Raw genomic sequence first — 17,485 nt, 5'->3', positions numbered from 1 at the left:
ATTTTAGTCAACCTGCTGTTAACAGGTTTTGATTTGAGGCAGTTTCTGGCGTATTGATAGAAAGGTGACTGTGGGTGTTAATTGCACTATTTGTTGATATAGGCCGGTGATGCCGTGTGCCAATGTGGCAAAATAGCGGCAGACTGAGTGGAAAGGAGTGAATGACAGTGTTGGAAAAACTACGGGCACGCATTGTGCGTCAGGGGCCGTCGCTGTTGCGCGTGCCGCTAAAATTCACGCCGTTTGCTCTGCAGCGTCAGCTTCTGGAACAGGTGCTGGGCTGGCAGTTTCGTCAGGCGTTGGTGGACGGGGATTTAGATTTTCTCGAATCGCGTTGGCTGAAGATTGAGGTGCGCGATCTGGCACTGCAATGGTTTATGACGGTTGAAAACGGCAGGTTGGTGGTGAGCCAACAGGCTGAGGCGGATGTCAGCTTCAGCGGTGACGCCAACGATCTGGTGTTGATTGCAGCGCGTAAGCAAGATCCCGATACGCTGTTTTTCCAGCGTCGGCTGCAGATTGAAGGAGATACCGAATTGGGCCTGTACGTAAAAAATCTGATGGACGCCATCGATCTGGATGCCATGCCTGCGCCGCTGCGCGTTGGCCTGCTGCAACTGGCGGCCTTTGTTGAAGCCGGTTTGCTGGAGGGCACGGTGCAATCCTCCCGTGTGCCGCAGCCATGCTGATCCGTGTTGAAATTCCGGTTGATGCCGCGGGTATTGATGCTTTGCTGCGCAGGGCTTTTGGCCGTGATGATGAAGCCGATCTCGTGCAGCAACTGCGTGAAGACGGCCTGCTGACGCTGGGTATCGTTGCCACCGACGATCAAGGCGGTGTGGTTGGCTATGCGGCCTTCAGCCCGGTTGATGTGGCGGGCGTCGATCGTCAGTGGGTGGGGCTTGCGCCGTTGGCGGTTGACGAAAGCCTGCGCCGCCAGGGCTTGGGTGAAAAGCTGATATACGAAGGGCTGGATGCGCTGAACGAGTTCAGCTATGCCGCCGTCGTGGTGCTGGGCGATCCGGCCTACTATGGGCGTTTTGGTTTCAGAGCCGCCGCCCAGTACGATCTGCACTGCCGTTGGCCGGGTACGGAAACCGCATTTCAGGTTTACCCACTGGCAGAAGATGCCCTTAACGGCGTGAGCGGGCTGGTGGAGTATTCGGCGCCTTTTGGGCGGTTTTAACGGGCAGTAGTAAGTATTACGGTGAGAGAGGTGGGTGAAGCTCCCGCCTCTTTTTTTGTTTTTCAGTCAGCCAATTCATTCGATATTTTAATCGCTTTAGCTCCATACGCGCTATTGCACCTGTTTTTAGGAAATAACTAATGCGTTGATTTTAAAAGGCAGAAACGAATAGGTTGAAAAAGGGTTTTTTTAGCCTTTTAGATTGTTATTCAATGATCATTAATGCAGTTAGCTTAATTCTTGGAGGGTTACTGCCGTAGAGGCAGTGTAAAGATGATTAACGTAAGCTCGGATCTAGGGTAGCGAAGAGGTTAACATAATACTTAAAACAGGTTATCCGTCATCATTTTTGTGAGGTTGCCTGTGTTTTTGAAATTGCGTTTCCTTTTTATTGAACTAATATATCAATGTATTTTCTGTCAGGTTGATTACATAACGTTTTTTCCACCTGTGCTGTCAGCGAATTGAATATCACGCATATACCCGTGCTGATGTGCAGGCTAGCCTTCCCGTCTTTTTATCGATGCGAGTCAGTTTCCAATGCTCCTTCGTTTGCCTGCTACTTGAAATCTGCTGGGTATACTATTTCCATCATTCATTCTTGGAGAAGAATAATGAGATTTTTTGCAAAGCACGGTTCAGGGAAAGGCATGGTACTCCTCGGGTTTATTATCTGTTTGGCGGCGTGTGATAACAGCCAAGCCTCATCAGAGATAATCAATAATAGTGCGGCACCGCTAAGTGATAATACGGATGTGGCTTCACCGGTTAATGATAATAAAGTGCAAGATCTGGCAGCGGTCTGCTCTTTCAATAATAAAGCCTGGTGGCCATTACCGCAGGGGAACAACGATGCTCCTCCCAATGCTTTTATTACCCGCGTTGATTTCCAGGATGATACGCCCGGGCTTTATACGGTAACAGATTTCTTGAAAGATTGGGGGATAACGCCAGGTAATTCATCGGGGTTAGCGCAGGGGCGGTTGAATATTGTGGCCGATCCAGACGCGCCTGCCAATAAGGTGTTACGCGTTACCTACAGCGCTACGGCAGGGCAGGATGCAACGGGTAACCCGACCCCTGGGATTGGTGGTAATTCAGCAATGACTTTTGATGCACCGTTGCCAAAAGGCAACACAGCGCTCTGGCTGCAGTATAAGGTGCGTTTTGATAACCAATTCACCTGGGTTCGCGGTGGGAAATTACCCGGCTTGGGCGGCGGTGGTAAGGCCCCCTCAGGCTGTATTGATAACAGTAAATTTAATGGCTTCACCACACGGTTAATGTGGCGCGAACGCGGCTCGATGTATAACTACCTTTATTACCCCACCAAGACCGAACATTGTGGCGACTATGCGGCGCTGAATACCCAATTCCTGCCGGGCCAGTGGTACACCATTACGCAGTATGTTCAGCTCGGTGATCCAGGGAAAGAGAATGGGCAATTAATTCAATTTGTCGATGGCGTAAAAGTGTTGGAGCTGGATAGCTGGAACTGGCGTTCAGATAATACGGTTTCTATCAGCACGCTGAAGATGGATACGTTTTTCGGTGGTGGAACGGCGGATTGGGCGCCGCAAACCGATCAATATGCCTATTTTGATGATTTTACCGTGACCACAGCCTCTCCACTGGGGTTAGTGACAACACATAAAACCCGCGATCAGCAGAGTAACGGGCCGTCATGCCATCCACAGCCGGGCTATCAGGCTTGGTCTGCCATGCAAAATTATCCGGCAGGCAGTGCGGTCTATGCCGTTGACGGCAGCGGTGAATACCACTACTACCGGGCACGCAGCGACATCGCTGCCGGGCTGTCACCGCTGGAGATGGAGCATGTGCTGATCGATATCTATGACGGGGTGGTCGCTTCACCGATCCCGGTTGATTTAGAGCAACCCTGGCTGGAACAGACCGTGGCACCCTGGTATGGCAATGGCATCACGCCAGGATCGAGTTGGACCACCGGGTTGGCGAACGCGGGCGGTTCAGAAGAGGGGGAGAATCCGGGGGATGATATCGACGATGGCTCGATCAAATGGAATCTGTACGCGCCCCTCACCAACGGTGGCCTGCTGCCGAATGTGAGCGGGGCGGTGAGCAACAGTTATGGCACGGCGAATCTGTTTGCGGTGAATGGCAATCTCACGCCGTTCAGCATTAACCCGGATAATACGCTGCGTTATGACAACACCGGGTCTGCCGTTACTACCGCGGTCCGTCTGTGCAATACCGGTTCCTGTGATAATGCCAATAAAGGGCTAAAGGCCAGCGCCGACAGCGTCACCAGCGATGGTTACCCGAAAGGGTTTACCTGGTTAGCCTGTGTCAAAGCTAATGAGCCCAGCAGCAAGAATGCGCTTGAGATCGAAGTAGCAACCGGCGATTTTCTGCTAGGGCCAGATTACAGCAGCCGGGTGAAAACGGTGATCCAGAAGACGAGTTCCGCTACCGGCGTGCAGCTTAACAGCATAGACGGCAGCAGCAGTTCTGTGGTGCAAACCGACACCAGTCAATATCATCTGTATCAGGTCAGTATCGCGATGGAGAACTACAATACGGGAACGGTGGACCTGTTTATTGACGGCAAAGCGGCGAAGGTGAAATCGGGGCCGGTGTTGCCTTATCGTGGCGTATTAAATGCCGTGTCACTCTCGGGGCCGGGTAATTATTTCTCTCTCGGTTCTGGCGCGGCAACCTCAACCGCGACCCATGGTTCATTGGCATGGATAATCTGGACTAAAGCGGCGTTAGCACCGGCTGATATTGCTGGTTCTCTGCCAGAGGAAGCGCTTGCGGGTTCACCCTGTAACCTATCGGTTTATTAAATCGATTTTCGTTCCGCCCCCCACTTCCCTTTGTGGCGAGTGGGGGTTCAACGAATTATTCTTGCCAAAATGGCCCATTTCCCACCGAATCTCTGACCAGCAGCTCTGAGGTAAACAGATTATCTTTGGATAAATACCCGCCATCGAGCATAGAAATCAGCCGGTCGATCACTTCATTCATCATGGCGCTGACAGGGTCTTTCACGCTGGATAATGCCGGGATCAGGTATGGAGCGGTGGGGATATTATCAAAACCAACCACCGAGACGGTATCAGGTACGCTGATACCCGCTGCGTTTAACTGCTTGATGGCACCCACGGCCATCTCATCATTGCTGGCAAGCACGGCGCTGAAGCCTATTTTACCGTTCAGTAAAGCGCTTACCGCTGCGGCACCGCTGTTCGGCGTCCATTTCCCTTTAACGATCAGATCCTCCTGCAGCGCGATACCATATTGACTCAAGGCTTCTTTATAGCCGGAAAGCCGCTCAATGGCAGTGGGTGAATCCAGTGAGCCGGTGATAAAGGCAATATCGCGGTGGCCCCGGGTGATCAGATATTGGGTGGCGTTAAAGCTGGCCCCTTTATGATCGCAGCAAATACAGTGGCTTTGGTGTTTCCTCAGCCTTCTGTTCACCACCATAATGGGCTGTTTATGCTGCTCGATAATGTCGTCCATGACATCGATGGTTAAGAAACGCGGGTAGATAATGATGGCATCACAGCGTAAATCGAGCAGAAATTGAATCGCCTGCTGTTCTTCTTCGGCACTGTGTTTGCCGTCCACCAGAATCAGCTGGCGACCGTGCTGCTCCAGTTTTTGCGCCGCCTGGGAAAGCAGCTCGCTGAAATAACTGCCGTTGTAGAGCGTGTTAGTGACAACTAAGCCAATGCATTGCGATTTATTGGTGGCCAGGTTTCTCGCCAGCAGATTGGGGCGATATCCTGCCTCTTCGATGGCTTTATATACCTGATCTTTCGTTGCTTCGCTGACGTATCCCTTCCCGGAAAGTACACGTGAAACCGTGGCTTTAGAGACGCCTGCCTTCTTGGCCACTTCCTGCATGGTAGACATGGGTATTTCCTGGCTTTTTGACAATGACGCACATTCTATACTCTAAATAATTCAAGTTGCATGTAGGCGGCAAGTCCGAGAGTCGCTAGGAGCATAGATAACTATGCGACTGGTGCGAACGGACGCAGCCAACACCCATGCGACTTGAAGTATGACGAGTATATACCCAAAAGAAAGCAGGTACAGCCAACGGCGATACCTGCTTGATGATTAACCAGATGAGCCCCGCGTCTTATAACGCCAAGTCGACTACGATACGCCCTTCGATTTTACCGGCGTGCATGCGGGCGAAAATATCGTTGATGTTGCTTAATGGCTCAACGGTGATATTCGCTGCCACCTTATGCCGCCCGGCAAAATCGAGGGCTTCCTGCAAGTCCTTGCGGGTGCCGACGATTGAACCACGCACGGTAATGCCGTCCAGCACCATATTAAAGATCGACAGATCAAAGGTGCCCGGTGGCAACCCGTTCAGCACCATGGTGCCGCCGCGGCGTAGGGTCCCGATGGCCTGCTCAAAGGCTTTCGGCGAAACGGCGGTGACCAGCACACCGTGCGCGCCGCCGAAGCTGTCATGGAAAACCTTCGCCGGATCGACATGTTTGGCATTCGCCACCACGCTGGCCCCTAAACGCTTGGCAAACGCCAGCTTGTCATCGTCGATGTCCACCGCCGCCACGTTCAGCCCCATGGCGAGCGCATACTGAATCGCCATGTGGCCGAGCCCGCCGATACCGGAAACCACCACCCAATCACCCGGTTTGGTTTCGGTCATTTTCAGGCCCTTATAGACCGTGACGCCCGCGCAAAGGATTGGTGCGATTTCGTTATATCCCACGTTATCCGGCAGGATGCCGACATAGTTCGCGTCCGCCAGGCAATACTCAGCAAAGCTGCCGTTCACCGAATAACCGGCGTTTTGCTGCGAGTGGCACAGGGTTTCCCAACTGTCCAGGCAGTGCTCGCAGTGGCCACAGGCGGAGTACAGCCAGGGTACTCCTACCCGATCCCCTTCCTTGATATGTTTTACGCCTTCACCGACCGCCACCACATAGCCCACGCCTTCATGGCCGGGAATAAAGGGCGGCTGTGGCTTGACCGGCCAGTCGCCCTCAGCGGCGTGCAAATCGGTGTGGCAGACGCCGGTGGCAACAATCTTCACCAGCAACTGGCCCGGCCCAACCTTGGGGATCGGCACTTGCTCAATCACCAAGGGTTCTCCAAAGGCCTTCACCACGGCGGCTTTCATCGTATTCATATTTTCATCCTTAAAAATAGACTGGGTTTAGAACAGCCCTAAAGGTGCCGTGTCATAGCTGACCAGCAGGTTCTTAGTCTGTTGGTACTGGTTTAACGCCATTTTGTGCGTTTCCCGGCCAACGCCCGACTGCTTATAGCCACCAAATGCGGCATGAGCTGGATAAACGTGATAACAGTTGGTCCACACCCGGCCCGCCTTGATGCTGCGCCCCATGCGGTAAGCCAGATTGGTGTCACGTGTCCAGACGCCCGCACCCAGGCCAAACTGGGTTTCGTTGGCGATAGCCAAGGCTTCCGCTTCGTCCTTGAAAGTGGTCACGCCAATCACTGGGCCAAAGATCTCTTCCTGGAAACAGCGCATCTGGTTATCCCCTTTAATCAGCGTGGGCTGAATATAGAAGCCGTTATCCAGCGCTGGTGTGATGCTGGCTCTGCCGCCGCCGATCAGAATTTGCCCGCCTTCATTGCGCGCGATATCGATGTAGGAGAGGATCTTGTCAAACTGCTGCTGTGAAGCCTGCGCGCCAATCATGGTGTCGGTATCCAGCGGATCGCCACGGCGGATGTTTTTGATTTTTGCCATCACGCGCTCCATGAAGGGGGCGTAGATAGACTCATGGATCAGCGCCCGCGAAGGGCAGGTGCAGACTTCACCCTGGTTAAAGAAGCCGAGCACCAGGCCTTCGACCGCTTTCTCGATAAATGCCGGTTCGGCATCCATCACATCGGCGAAATAGATGTTCGGTGATTTGCCCCCCAGTTCCACCGTGCAGGGAATAATATTCTCCGCCGCACAGGCCATAATATGGCGGCCAACCGGCGTTGAACCGGTGAAGGCAATTTTGGCGATACGCTTGCTGATCGCCAGCGCTTCACCCGCCTCGCGGCCATAGCCCTGCACCACGTTGAGCACCCCGGCAGGGAACAGATCGCCGATCAGCTCCATCAGCAGCGTAATGGCCAGCGGCGTCTGCTCTGCCGGTTTCAGCACCACGCAGTTGCCTGCCGCCAGCGCCGGTGCCAGCTTCCACGCCGCCATCAGCAGAGGGAAGTTCCAGGGGATGATCTGGCCTACTACCCCTAATGGTTCATGAAAGTGATAGGCAACGGTGTGCTCATCAATCTCTGCCGTGCTGCCTTCCTGCGCGCGCAGGCAACCGGCAAAGTAACGAAAGTGATCGATCGCCAGCGGCAGATCGGCATTCAGGGTTTCACGAATGGGTTTCCCGTTATCCCAGCTTTCTGCGACCGCCAGGTACTCCAGATTGGCTTCAATGCGGTCGGCCACCTGCAGCAGCAGGTTAGAACGGTGCTGGACGCTGGTTTTGCCCCAGGCGCTGGCCGCCCGGTGGGCTGCATCCAGCGCAGCGTTAATATCCTGAGCGTCGGAGCGCGGGAACTTGGCAATCTCACTGCCATTCACCGGTGAAGTGTTCATAAAGTATTGGCCGCCGAGCGGTTCTACGAATTTGCCATCGATGTAGTTGCCGTAAGCCGTTTTGAAAGAGACCAGTGCGTCCGGCGTGCCGGGATGTGCGTAGCGCATCGCAAACTCCTTATAGGGTATCGTTGTCAGAGTGTGGTAACCGCAGGTGGCGGCAGTTGCGTAATAGCTATTGCAGTCGCCGTGCCACTTTTCGCTCAAAATTAAATTTTATTTAAAATCAATTAATTAAAATTAACGCGTTGGTTTAACCTGCGGGAAGAATGGGGATAATCCGCCATTTGTGTTGCAAATCGCAACACAGGTAAAACCTATTGGATACAATATTGCAACACTTCCAGGCAGAAACGAGGTCACCAATGCGGGGAAATTCGTCAGCCACCAGCAGCGCCGTAACCGGCAATGTGCTGTTACTTAATGACTCCTGGTTGCGCAGCGAGCACTATGGCTTAAACCGCATGGCGGATGACTTCCCGCGCCTTCCTCAAGCCGAACTGGCCGATGCCTTGGCCAGTAACGCCGTGCTGCAGCAATTTGCCCGCCCGGCAGCGCAAACTCTGGCAGAGAAAATTGCCGACAAGCAATCCGTCGTGGTGCTCTCCGACGCCAGCGGCCTGATCTTGAACACCGTGGGTGACATGCGGGCTTTGCAAAAAGCCCAACGTTTTGCCTTGGCCCCGGGCAACCTGTGGAGCGAATGTGGTCGTGGCACCAACGCCATCGGCACGGCGCTGGCGATTGATGATGGCTGTGAAATCCTTGCTCATCAGCATTACCTCACCAGCAATCAGGGTTTGTACTGCGCCGCCATGACGCTGCAAACGCCAAACGGCCAGGTTGCTGGCGTGCTGGATATTTCAGGGCCGGCACATTATCCCCATCCCCATACGCTGGCCTGGGTTAAAGCCGCCGCACAGCAAATTGAGTACTTATGGCTGAAGCAGAGCCTGCGCCCGGATCAGTGGCTGATGAGCCTGCATGCACAGGCCGAGGGGGTTGATAGCACGACAGAGATGCTGCTGGTTTTCTCAGACAATGTGCTGATGGCGGCCAATCGCCTGGCGATGAGTGAACTACAGCTGAGCGCCGATCGCTTTGGCACGCTCACCTTCCAGCAGCTTTTTCCCCATAGCGAACAGCGGGCAAGCGGCGTCCCACAGCCGATCCTCACGCATCACCAACAGCGCTATTTCTTCTGCCTGCGCGCGCCAGCCCGCACGCACTTTGCAGTAACCCCTGCACCTGAGCGCCCATGTTCCCTGCCGGTGGATGCCACTAAACTGGTGCGGTTGTTGAATGCCGGGGTATCGCTGTGTATTCACGGCGAAACAGGCAGCGGCAAAGAGTACGTCAGCCGCGCGCTGTATCAGCAAAGCCGGTGGCGCGAGGGGAAATTTGTGGCCATTAACTGTGCGGCTATCCCGGAACCGCTGATCGAGTCGGAGCTGTTTGGCTACCAGCCAGGGGCGTTTACCGGCGCGAACCGGCAAGGTTATATCGGCAAGATCCGCGAGGCGGACGGCGGCGTGCTGTTTCTGGATGAAATTGGCGACATGCCATTAGCGCTGCAAACCCGCCTGCTGCGGGTGTTGCAGGAAAAAGAGGTGGCACCGCTGGGCTCCAGCCGCAGTTGGCCGGTCAATTTTGCGGTGATCTGCGCTACACACCGGGATCTCAATCAGCGTGTGGCCGCGGGCGAATTCCGTGAGGATCTGCTTTACCGGCTACAGGAGTTTGCCCTGACGTTGCCGCCGCTGCGCGAATGGCCCTCGTTACCGGCTTTTATCCTGCAACTGTGGCAGGAACTGGGCGGCGTGGCACGCGGTATCCAACTCGCCCCTGCGCTGCTGCAAACGCTGGCGAACCATGGCTGGCCGGGCAATGTGCGTGAATTAAGAAGCTTACTCAAGGTGTTGCTCGCCTTGGCGGACGATGGCGAGGTGTTGGGTTGTGAAGCTCTGCCAGAGAAATATCAACCTGAGCCTGCGCCATCTCGCGCTGCCCTGTATCAGCATGATGAGCGGGTGATTGCCGCCACCCTTGAGCGTTATAACGGCAACGTCAGCAAAGCGGCTCAGGCTCTAGGCGTTGCCCGCAGCACGCTGTACCGCCGCGCCGCCCGAGAAAAGCGCTAGCCTGCTTCGGCCCTGTTTCCCCCTCTGCCCTCCCTCTATCAATACGGCTTTGCCCCCAGCCAGATAAACCGATCGTATTCACAAAATCGACAATAAATAAATTTATCAATTGATATTTTAATTAAATATAAACAATCTTATGTGGAACCGGTTACCTATCTATGAGAGTTGTCCTCATGTCTAAGAATTACGCGGCGGTATCAAGATCGATAGTGGATGCAGTTGGGGGAGCGAGTAACGTCGCGGCGGTGACGCATTGCATGACGCGCCTCCGTTTTGTGCTCAATGACGGCAGCGTGGTTGATAGCGCCAGGCTGAAGGCCATCAACGGCGTGCTGGGCGTGGTAAGAAGCGAAAACCAATGCCAGGTGATCATTGGCAATACGGTTTCACAGGCCTACGCCGAAGTGCTGAAGCTGCTGCCAGAAGGGGCGGTAGCCCGGCAGCCTGCGCCAGAAAAAAACGAAATCACCCTGAAACGCATTGGAGCAGGGATCCTGGATGCGCTGATCGGCACCATGTCGCCGCTGATCCCGGCGATTATCGGCGGATCGATGGTGAAATTGCTCGCCATGATCCTGAATATGACCGGCGTCTTCGGTAAAGAGTCGTCAACGCTGATTATTCTCAACGTCATCGGCGACGGTGCCTTCTTCTTCTTGCCGGTGATGGTGGCCGCTTCCGCTGCGATAAAATTCAAAACCAATATGTCGCTGGCGATCGCGATTGCCGGGGTGCTGGTGCACCCCAGCTTTATCGATCTGATGGCCAAAGCGGCGCAGGGCCAGCAGGTGGAGTTTATCGGCCTGCCGGTCACGGCGGTGAAGTACACCTACACGGTGATCCCGGCATTGTTCATGACCTGGCTGCTCTCTTACATTGAAAAATGGATCGATCGCATTACGCCAGCCGTAACCAAAAACTTCCTCAAACCGATGCTGATCGTGCTGGTTTCCGCACCGATCGCTATCTTGCTGGTCGGCCCGTTGGGCATCTGGATTGGTAGCGGGATTTCGGCGCTGGTTTACACCATTCATAGCTATCTGGGGTGGTTATCCGTCGCCATTATGGGCGGGCTGTGGCCATTGCTGGTGATGACTGGGATGCACCGGGTGTTTACTCCTACCATCATTCAGACCATTGCGGAAACCGGTAAAGAGGGCATGGTGATGCCGTCAGAAATTGGTGCCAACCTTTCGTTGGGCGGTTCATCGCTGGCGGTGGCCTGGCGCACCAAAAACCCGGAACTGCGCCAGACGGCGCTGGCCGCTGCGGCATCTGCCATTGTCGCCGGTATTTCGGAACCCGCGCTGTATGGGGTGGCAATACGCCTGAAGCGCCCGCTGATCGCGGCGCTGATCAGTGGTTTTGTCTGCGGCGGCGTTGCCGGTGTTGCCGGGTTGGCAAGCCATTCGATGGCGTCACCGGGCCTGTTCACCAGCGTGCAGTTTTTTGATCCCTCCAACCCTATGACCATCGTCTGGGTATTTGGTGTGATGATCCTGGCGATCGTACTTTCCTTCATCCTTACGCTGCTGATGGGCTTTGAAGACATTCCCGTTGCGGAAGAGGCGGAAAGTGAAAAAGCCAAGCTTGCGCCCGCGTTGTCTGTAAATAATTAATTAACAAGAGGTATCTTATGTCAGCATCTGTTTTCCCCGCAGATTTTTTATGGGGTGGTGCTCTTGCTGCCAACCAGGCCGAAGGCGCTTATCTTGCAGGCGGCAAAGGGCTGACCACGGTGGATATGATCCCTCACGGTAAAGATCGGCTGGCGGTCAAGCTGGGCCAGGAAAAGCGTTTTACCCTGCGCGAAGATGAATTCTACCCGAGCCATCAGGGTATCGATTTTTATCATCGTTACAAAGAGGATATCGCCCTAATGGCGGAGATGGGCTTCAGCGTGTTTCGCACCTCGATCGCCTGGAGCCGTATTTTCCCCAACGGCGATGAAACCGTGCCGAATGCTGAGGGCATCGCGTTTTACCGCGATGTGTTTACCGAATGTAAAAAGCACGGCATTGAGCCGCTGGTCACGCTGTGCCACTTCGATGTGCCAATGCATTTGGTGCGTGAATACGGTTCGTGGCGCAACCGGCAAATGATCGAATTCTTCACCCATTACGCCCGCACCTGTTTTGAAGCGTTCGACGGGCTGGTGAAATACTGGCTGACGTTTAATGAAATCAACATCCTGCTGCACAGCCCGTTCTCCGGCGCGGGGCTGGTGTTTGAGCCAAATGATAACCAGGAGCAGGTGAAATACCAGGCCGCGCACCACGAACTGCTGGCGAGTGCCCTGGCAACCAAAATCGCCCACGAGGTGAACCCGCACAATCAGGTCGGCTGTATGCTGGCCGGGGGCAATTTCTACCCCTGGTCGTGCAAGCCCGAAGACGTATGGGCCGCGCTGGAGAAAGATCGCGAAAACCTGTTCTTTATCGACGTTCAGGCACGCGGAGCTTACCCCTCGTACACCCGACGCCTGTTCAGGGAAAAAGGCATCACCGTCGAGATGGCGCCGGGCGATGCGGAGATCCTGAAAAACAGCGTCGATTTTGTCTCGTTCAGTTATTACGCTTCGCGCTGTGCCTCGGCAGAGATGAACGAGCACAACAGCAGCGCCGCCAACGTGGTTAAATCGCTGAAGAACCCGTATATCCAGGCCAGCGATTGGGGGTGGGGGATCGATCCTCTGGGCCTGCGAATTACCATGAACATGATGTATGACCGTTACCAGAAACCGCTGTTCCTGGTGGAAAACGGCCTGGGCGCGAAAGACGAAATTAACGGACAAGGCGAAATCGACGACGACTACCGCATCAGCTATTTGCGCGAACATATTAAAGCGATGGCGGAGGCGATCAGCGACGGGATCCCGGTGATGGGCTATACCTCCTGGGGCTGTATTGATCTGGTTTCTGCCTCTACCGGGGAAATGAGCAAACGCTACGGTTTTGTCTATGTCGATCGCGATGACCAAGGGAATGGCACCTTAGCCAGAACGCGGAAAAAATCGTTTTATTGGTATAAGAAGGTCATTGCCAGCAACGGTTCGGATTTAAGCTGATAAAGAAAGGGAATATTGGCTTTAGGCGATATTCCTGTTCCCCCTCTCTCTGCGGGAGAAGGCCGAGATGAGGGGCCTTCCCCTCATCTCATCATGAATATCTTGTATTCATCTCTCAAATTCATTACCCACAAAAATCAAATAAAAACGTAGCCTTAATCACCCTCTTTTATGGGGGAACTATGCTATACCCTTCATACCTCGTGCGGCTTGGGTATTCGCCCTGTCATTCGCCAAAAATAGGGATGTTGCTATTTCATGAGTCATCAATTTTCCCCATCGGATTTAAAAACTATTCTGCATTCGAAACGCGCCAATATTTACTATTTACAATATTGCCCGATATTAGTGAACGGCGGGCGGGTTGAATATGTCACGGATGAAGGTAAACAATCTTTATATTGGAATATCCCTATCGCTAATACCTCCGTGGTGATGTTGGGAACCGGAACCTCTGTTACTCAAGCTGCAATGCGTGAATTTGCTAAAGCGGGGGTTCTGGTCGGGTTTTGTGGCGGTGGGGGTACGCCGCTGTATGCGGGTAATGAAGTCGAAACCGCCGTTTCCTGGCTAAGCTCCCAAAGTGAATATCGCCCCACCGAATATCTGCAGCACTGGGTCAGCTTTTGGTTTGACGATCGGCAACGGCTCGCGGCGGCGGTAGCTTTTCAGCGTGTGCGCATTCAACAGATTCGACAGCACTGGTTAAGTGCGCGCATGCAGCGTGAAAACGGCTTTGAACCTGATGAAAACCGTTTATGCCAGTTGCTTGCCAGTTACGAAAACAATCTCTCCAGTTGCCGTAACGGCACCGACTTATTGGCGCAGGAAGCGGTTATGACCAAGGCGCTGTATAAACTGGCGGCCGACACGGTGAAGTACGGTGATTTCACGCGCGCCAAACGCGGCGGCGGTGTCGATATGGCGAACCGCTTTCTTGATCATGGCAACTATCTGGCCTATGGATTGGCAGCGGTGGCGACCTGGGTGATCGGCCTGCCCCACGGTCTGGCGGTGTTACACGGCAAAACCCGCCGGGGTGGTTTGGTGTTTGACGCCGCCGATCTGATTAAAGACGCCCTGGTGTTGCCGCAGGCGTTTATTGCTGCGATGGCCGGTGAAGAGGAACAAGAGTTTCGCCAGCGCTGCATCGGCGGTTTTCAACGGGCAGACGCGCTGGATGTGATGATTGAAGCGTTGCAAACCACCGCCCTGCAACTGAGCCAGGCGGCCCGATGAATATCTTGCTGATCGCCCAATGTAGCAAGCTGGCATTGACCGAAACGCGCCGCATTCTGGATCAGTTTGCCGAACGCCGGGGAGATCGCACCTGGCAGACCGCAATCACCCTGGAAGGGCTGAATACGCTGAGAAAGCTGCTGCGTAAAACCGCCCGGCGCAATACGGCAGTGGCCTGCCACTGGATCAAAGGGGCCAATCAAACCGAACTGTTGTGGATCGTGGGCAACCTGCGCCGTTTCAACGAGCAGGGCGCGGTGCCAACCAATGCCACAGAGCGGGATATTCTGAAAAGCCAGAGTGAGAACCAGTGGCACAGCGTGGAAACGGTCAGCCTGCTGGCCGCTATCGCCGGGCTGTTTCACGATTTCGGTAAAGCCAACGTATTGTTTCAGAATGGCTTACGCGGCGAGGGAAAGAGCTTTCAGCCCTATCGCCACGAATGGATTTCGCTACGTTTATTCGTAGCCTGGGTGCAAGGCAAAAGCGATCGGCAATGGCTCACCGCGCTCAGTCAGATTGGCGAACAGGATGAGGAATCAATGTTGGGCAATCTGCTGAAAGATTCGCTCGATCCGTTTGAAAATCCTTTTATTCACTTGCCACCGTTGGCCAAAACCGTGGCTTGGCTGATCGTTTCCCATCACCGTTTGCCTGCTTACCCAGCGGAGGGCCAGCATAAGCCTGATTTAGCTCAGATTGAATGCTGGTTGACGCAGCAGCTGACCGCCGATTGGAACGCCACCAACCATCTTGATGCCGATTGGACGGTTGCGGACCGACGCAACGCCTGGGTGTTCCCGCATGGCACGCCGATGCGCAGCGCAACGTGGTGCGCCAAGGCGCATAAGTTTGCCAGCCGTGCGCTCCAGCAGCCTTCATTGGCCCATTTCGGCGTGATCGAACAGCGCTTTACCAGCCACCTGGCCCGTTTGGTATTGATGCTGGCGGATCACTTTTACTCTTCACTGCCCGCCACGGAAGGCTGGCAGGATGCCCGCTATCGCGCTTATGCCAATACCGATCGCAAAACCAAACAATGCAAACAGAAGCTGGATGAGCACAATATCGGCGTGGGCCAGAATGCTTTATTGCTGGGCCGCAGTTTGCCGCATCTCCGCAGCACGTTACCGGCGATCACCCGCCATAAAGGCTTTAAACGCCGAAGCGAACAGGCGAAGTTCCGCTGGCAGGATCGCGCTTTCGATCTGGCAGCGGCGATGCGTGAGCGCACTCAGCGGCAGGGTTTTTTCGGGGTAAATATGGCCTCCACCGGCTGCGGCAAGACGTTTGCCAACGCACGCATCATGTATGCCCTGGCGGATGAAAAGCAGGGCTGCCGATTCTCGGTGGCTTTAGGATTGCGCACCTTAACCTTGCAAACCGGCGATGCCCTGCGGGAAAAGCTTGGTTTGCAGGAGGATGACTTAGCAGTACTGATCGGCTCAATGGCGGTGAGCCAGCTCCATGAACTCAGCCATGATAAAGCCGTGCCACGGGGCAACGGCAGCGCCTCTGCGGATGAGTTATTTGCTGAACATCAATACGTGCGTTACGACGGCAGCCTGGATGATGGCCGTTTAAGCCGTTGGCTGAGCGACTCACCCAAGCTGCATAAATTATTGAGTGCGCCGGTGTTGGTGAGCACTATCGATCACCTGATTGGCGCCACGGAAGGCGTGCGTGGTGGCAAGCAAATTGCGCCGATGCTGCGTTTGCTGACGTCTGATTTGGTGCTGGATGAACCCGACGATTTTGATATCGCGGATTTGCCCGCCTTGTGCCGCCTGGTGAATTGGGCCGGGGTATTAGGCTCTCGCGTGCTGCTCTCTTCCGCCACCTTGCCGCCCGCGCTGATCCAGGCATTGTTCAATGCCTATCGGGCGGGCCGCGCCGATTATCAACAGGCCTGCGGCCAACCGGAACTCCCGGTTAATATTTGCTGTGCCTGGTTTGATGAGCATGATTCTGTGCAGGAGGATATTCAGGCCTCGGCAAGCTTTAAACAGGCGCATGAAGGTTTTGTTGCGCGCCGGGTTAAGCAACTGCGAGGTGCAGACGTTCTGCGCCGGGCGCAGTTGATCCCGGTTATCCTGCTGAGCCTGCGTGAAAGCGATGTGTTGAACAGCGTTGCGGCCACATTGCTCAGTTCGATGCAGCAGTTGCATACGGCGCACCATCTGCGCCACGAATCGGGCAAAACGGTGTCTTTGGGGGTGATCCGCATGGCGAATATCGATCCGCTGGTGGCCGTAGCCCAACGTTTATTGCAAACGCCTGCGCCGCAGGGGTGGCGCATTCATTATTGCGTTTATCACAGCCAGCACCCGCTGGCGATGCGTTCGCATATCGAACAGCGGTTGGACGAAACCCTCACGCGTTATAACGAACCAGCGTTATGGCAGATCCCGGAGATCAAGGCAGCGCTCGATTGCCCGGAACAACAGCATCTGTTTGTGGTGCTGGCCACCTCCGTAGCCGAAGTGGGCAGGGATCATGACTACGATTGGGCGATTGCCGAACCTAGCTCTATGCGCTCCTTAATCCAGTTGGCGGGGCGCATTCAGCGCCACCGTCAGCAGCGTTGTGAAATACCGAACCTGCATATCCTGCAAAAAAACGTTAAAGCGCTGAAAGGGAACGAGCTGGCGTATTGCCAGCCAGGGTTTGAATCGGGGAAATATCTGCTCAACAGCCACGATCTTAGCGAGATCCTACTGCCAGAGCAGTATCAGACCATTAATGCCATTCCACGGGCACAAGAACGATCTCCGCTGTTGCCGAAAGATAATTTTGTCGACCTGGAACACGCTAGCCTGCGCAGAAAATTGCAGGGTAAAAAAGACGAACGGGATTATTACGCCGCTCTATGGTGGCGCGAGCAGGCCACCTGGTGTGCTGAGCAGCAGCGCCTTACGCCGTTCAGAACGTCTGCACCTGATGAACAGCATTACCTGTGGCTTGAAGATGAAAGCGACGAGCCGATATTCCAATCCCCAGACAGTGAACCGGGGCAGTGGAAGCAGAGTTTTGGCTTTAGTGCGATCGAACCTGAGTTGGCCGCCGGGAACTGTGCCTGGATAACAATGGACTATCAGCAGGTTTATCAGCGGCTGGCAGATGAACTGAATATGGAACTTAGCGAGGTCAGCCAGAAATTTGGCGAGATCTGTTTGTGCGAGAAAGAGGAAGGCCTATGGCACTACCACCCGCTGTTGGGGGTGTTTGGCGCACTCGAGTGATACAAA

At 54.5% G+C, this 17,485-nt stretch carries 11 protein-coding genes; 8 read left to right on the top strand and 3 right to left on the bottom strand.

The window, feature by feature from the left end:
* Positions 1–167: 167 nt before the first annotated feature.
* The 3 genes from ubiT to BMI79_RS15290 all read left to right on the top strand — a co-directional run bounded on the left by ubiT (position 168) and on the right by BMI79_RS15290 (position 4,014).
* A complete protein-coding gene (gene ubiT / locus BMI79_RS15300; RefSeq protein ID WP_076943108.1) occupies positions 168–689 on the top strand; it encodes a ubiquinone anaerobic biosynthesis accessory factor UbiT in 522 nt (173 codons plus the stop codon).
* The gene (locus BMI79_RS15295; protein ID WP_076943002.1) at positions 683–1,186 is read left to right on the top strand and encodes a GNAT family N-acetyltransferase; all 504 of its coding nucleotides are present in this window, start codon (positions 683–685) and stop codon (positions 1,184–1,186) included. The genes ubiT and BMI79_RS15295 overlap by 7 nt, the downstream gene beginning before the upstream one ends.
* Positions 1,187–1,800: 614 nt before the next feature.
* Complete coding sequence (locus BMI79_RS15290; protein WP_076943001.1) at positions 1,801–4,014, top strand: polysaccharide lyase; 2,214 nt, start codon at positions 1,801–1,803, stop codon at positions 4,012–4,014.
* 55 nt (positions 4,015–4,069) lie between these two features.
* Here BMI79_RS15290 and BMI79_RS15285 read toward each other — a convergent pair whose 3' ends face one another.
* The 3 genes from BMI79_RS15285 to exaC all read right to left on the bottom strand — a co-directional run bounded on the left by BMI79_RS15285 (position 4,070) and on the right by exaC (position 7,895).
* The gene (locus tag BMI79_RS15285; protein ID WP_076943000.1) at positions 4,070–5,089 is read right to left on the bottom strand and encodes a LacI family DNA-binding transcriptional regulator; all 1,020 of its coding nucleotides are present in this window, start codon (positions 5,087–5,089) and stop codon (positions 4,070–4,072) included.
* A 232-nt stretch (positions 5,090–5,321) separates the two neighbouring features.
* A complete protein-coding gene (adhP, locus tag BMI79_RS15280; protein WP_076942999.1) occupies positions 5,322–6,347 on the bottom strand; it encodes an alcohol dehydrogenase AdhP in 1,026 nt (341 codons plus the stop codon).
* Positions 6,348–6,374: 27 nt separating this feature from the next.
* A complete protein-coding gene (gene exaC / locus BMI79_RS15275) occupies positions 6,375–7,895 on the bottom strand; it encodes an acetaldehyde dehydrogenase ExaC (RefSeq protein WP_076942998.1) in 1,521 nt (506 codons plus the stop codon).
* A gap of 257 nt (positions 7,896–8,152) precedes the next feature.
* On the opposite strand from exaC, the gene BMI79_RS15270 reads away from it, so the two are divergent.
* From BMI79_RS15270 to cas3f, 5 genes are all read left to right on the top strand, one after another.
* Positions 8,153–9,928 (top strand): sigma-54-dependent Fis family transcriptional regulator, encoded by a 1,776-nt coding sequence (locus BMI79_RS15270; protein WP_076942997.1) that lies wholly within the window; start codon positions 8,153–8,155, stop codon positions 9,926–9,928.
* Positions 9,929–10,104: 176 nt separating this feature from the next.
* Positions 10,105–11,550, top strand: a complete 1,446-nt coding sequence (gene ascF, locus BMI79_RS15265) for a PTS cellobiose/arbutin/salicin transporter subunit IIBC (protein WP_076942996.1) — start codon at positions 10,105–10,107, stop codon at positions 11,548–11,550.
* A 17-nt stretch (positions 11,551–11,567) separates the two neighbouring features.
* Positions 11,568–12,998, top strand: a complete 1,431-nt coding sequence (locus BMI79_RS15260) for a 6-phospho-beta-glucosidase (RefSeq protein ID WP_076942995.1) — start codon at positions 11,568–11,570, stop codon at positions 12,996–12,998.
* Positions 12,999–13,256: 258 nt separating this feature from the next.
* Positions 13,257–14,237: a type I-F CRISPR-associated endonuclease Cas1f gene (gene cas1f, locus BMI79_RS15255; protein ID WP_076942994.1), complete on the top strand. Its 981-nt coding sequence runs from the start codon at positions 13,257–13,259 to the stop codon at positions 14,235–14,237.
* Positions 14,234–17,479 carry a type I-F CRISPR-associated helicase Cas3f gene (gene cas3f / locus BMI79_RS15250; protein WP_076942993.1) on the top strand — a complete coding sequence of 1,082 codons (3,246 nt, stop codon included), beginning with the start codon at positions 14,234–14,236 and terminating at the stop codon, positions 17,477–17,479. The genes cas1f and cas3f overlap by 4 nt, the downstream gene beginning before the upstream one ends.
* Positions 17,480–17,485 lie beyond the last annotated feature (6 nt).

Origin of the sequence: Serratia oryzae, assembly GCF_001976145.1 — a bacterium.
In the GTDB taxonomy this organism is placed as follows: domain Bacteria; phylum Pseudomonadota; class Gammaproteobacteria; order Enterobacterales; family Enterobacteriaceae; genus Chania; species Chania oryzae.
Note: the sequence above shows the minus strand (reverse complement) of the source record. Positions and strands in the feature narration are given on the sequence as shown.

Bases quoted from the DNA above. Each gene is read 5' to 3' on its own strand.
- BMI79_RS15260 (WP_076942995.1), top strand. From the start codon at position 11,568: ATGTCAGCATCTGTTTTCCCCGCAGATTTTTTATGGGGTGGTGCTCTT.
- cas1f (WP_076942994.1), top strand. From the start codon at position 13,257: ATGAGTCATCAATTTTCCCCATCGGATTTAAAAACTATTCTGCATTCG.
- BMI79_RS15290 (WP_076943001.1), top strand. From the start codon at position 1,801: ATGAGATTTTTTGCAAAGCACGGTTCAGGGAAAGGCATGGTACTCCTC.
- ascF (WP_076942996.1), top strand. From the start codon at position 10,105: ATGTCTAAGAATTACGCGGCGGTATCAAGATCGATAGTGGATGCAGTT.
- BMI79_RS15295 (WP_076943002.1), top strand. From the start codon at position 683: ATGCTGATCCGTGTTGAAATTCCGGTTGATGCCGCGGGTATTGATGCT.
- BMI79_RS15285 (WP_076943000.1), bottom strand. From the start codon at position 5,089: ATGTCTACCATGCAGGAAGTGGCCAAGAAGGCAGGCGTCTCTAAAGCC.
- adhP (WP_076942999.1), bottom strand. From the start codon at position 6,347: ATGAATACGATGAAAGCCGCCGTGGTGAAGGCCTTTGGAGAACCCTTG.
- exaC (WP_076942998.1), bottom strand. From the start codon at position 7,895: ATGCGCTACGCACATCCCGGCACGCCGGACGCACTGGTCTCTTTCAAA.
- BMI79_RS15270 (WP_076942997.1), top strand. From the start codon at position 8,153: ATGCGGGGAAATTCGTCAGCCACCAGCAGCGCCGTAACCGGCAATGTG.
- cas3f (WP_076942993.1), top strand. From the start codon at position 14,234: ATGAATATCTTGCTGATCGCCCAATGTAGCAAGCTGGCATTGACCGAA.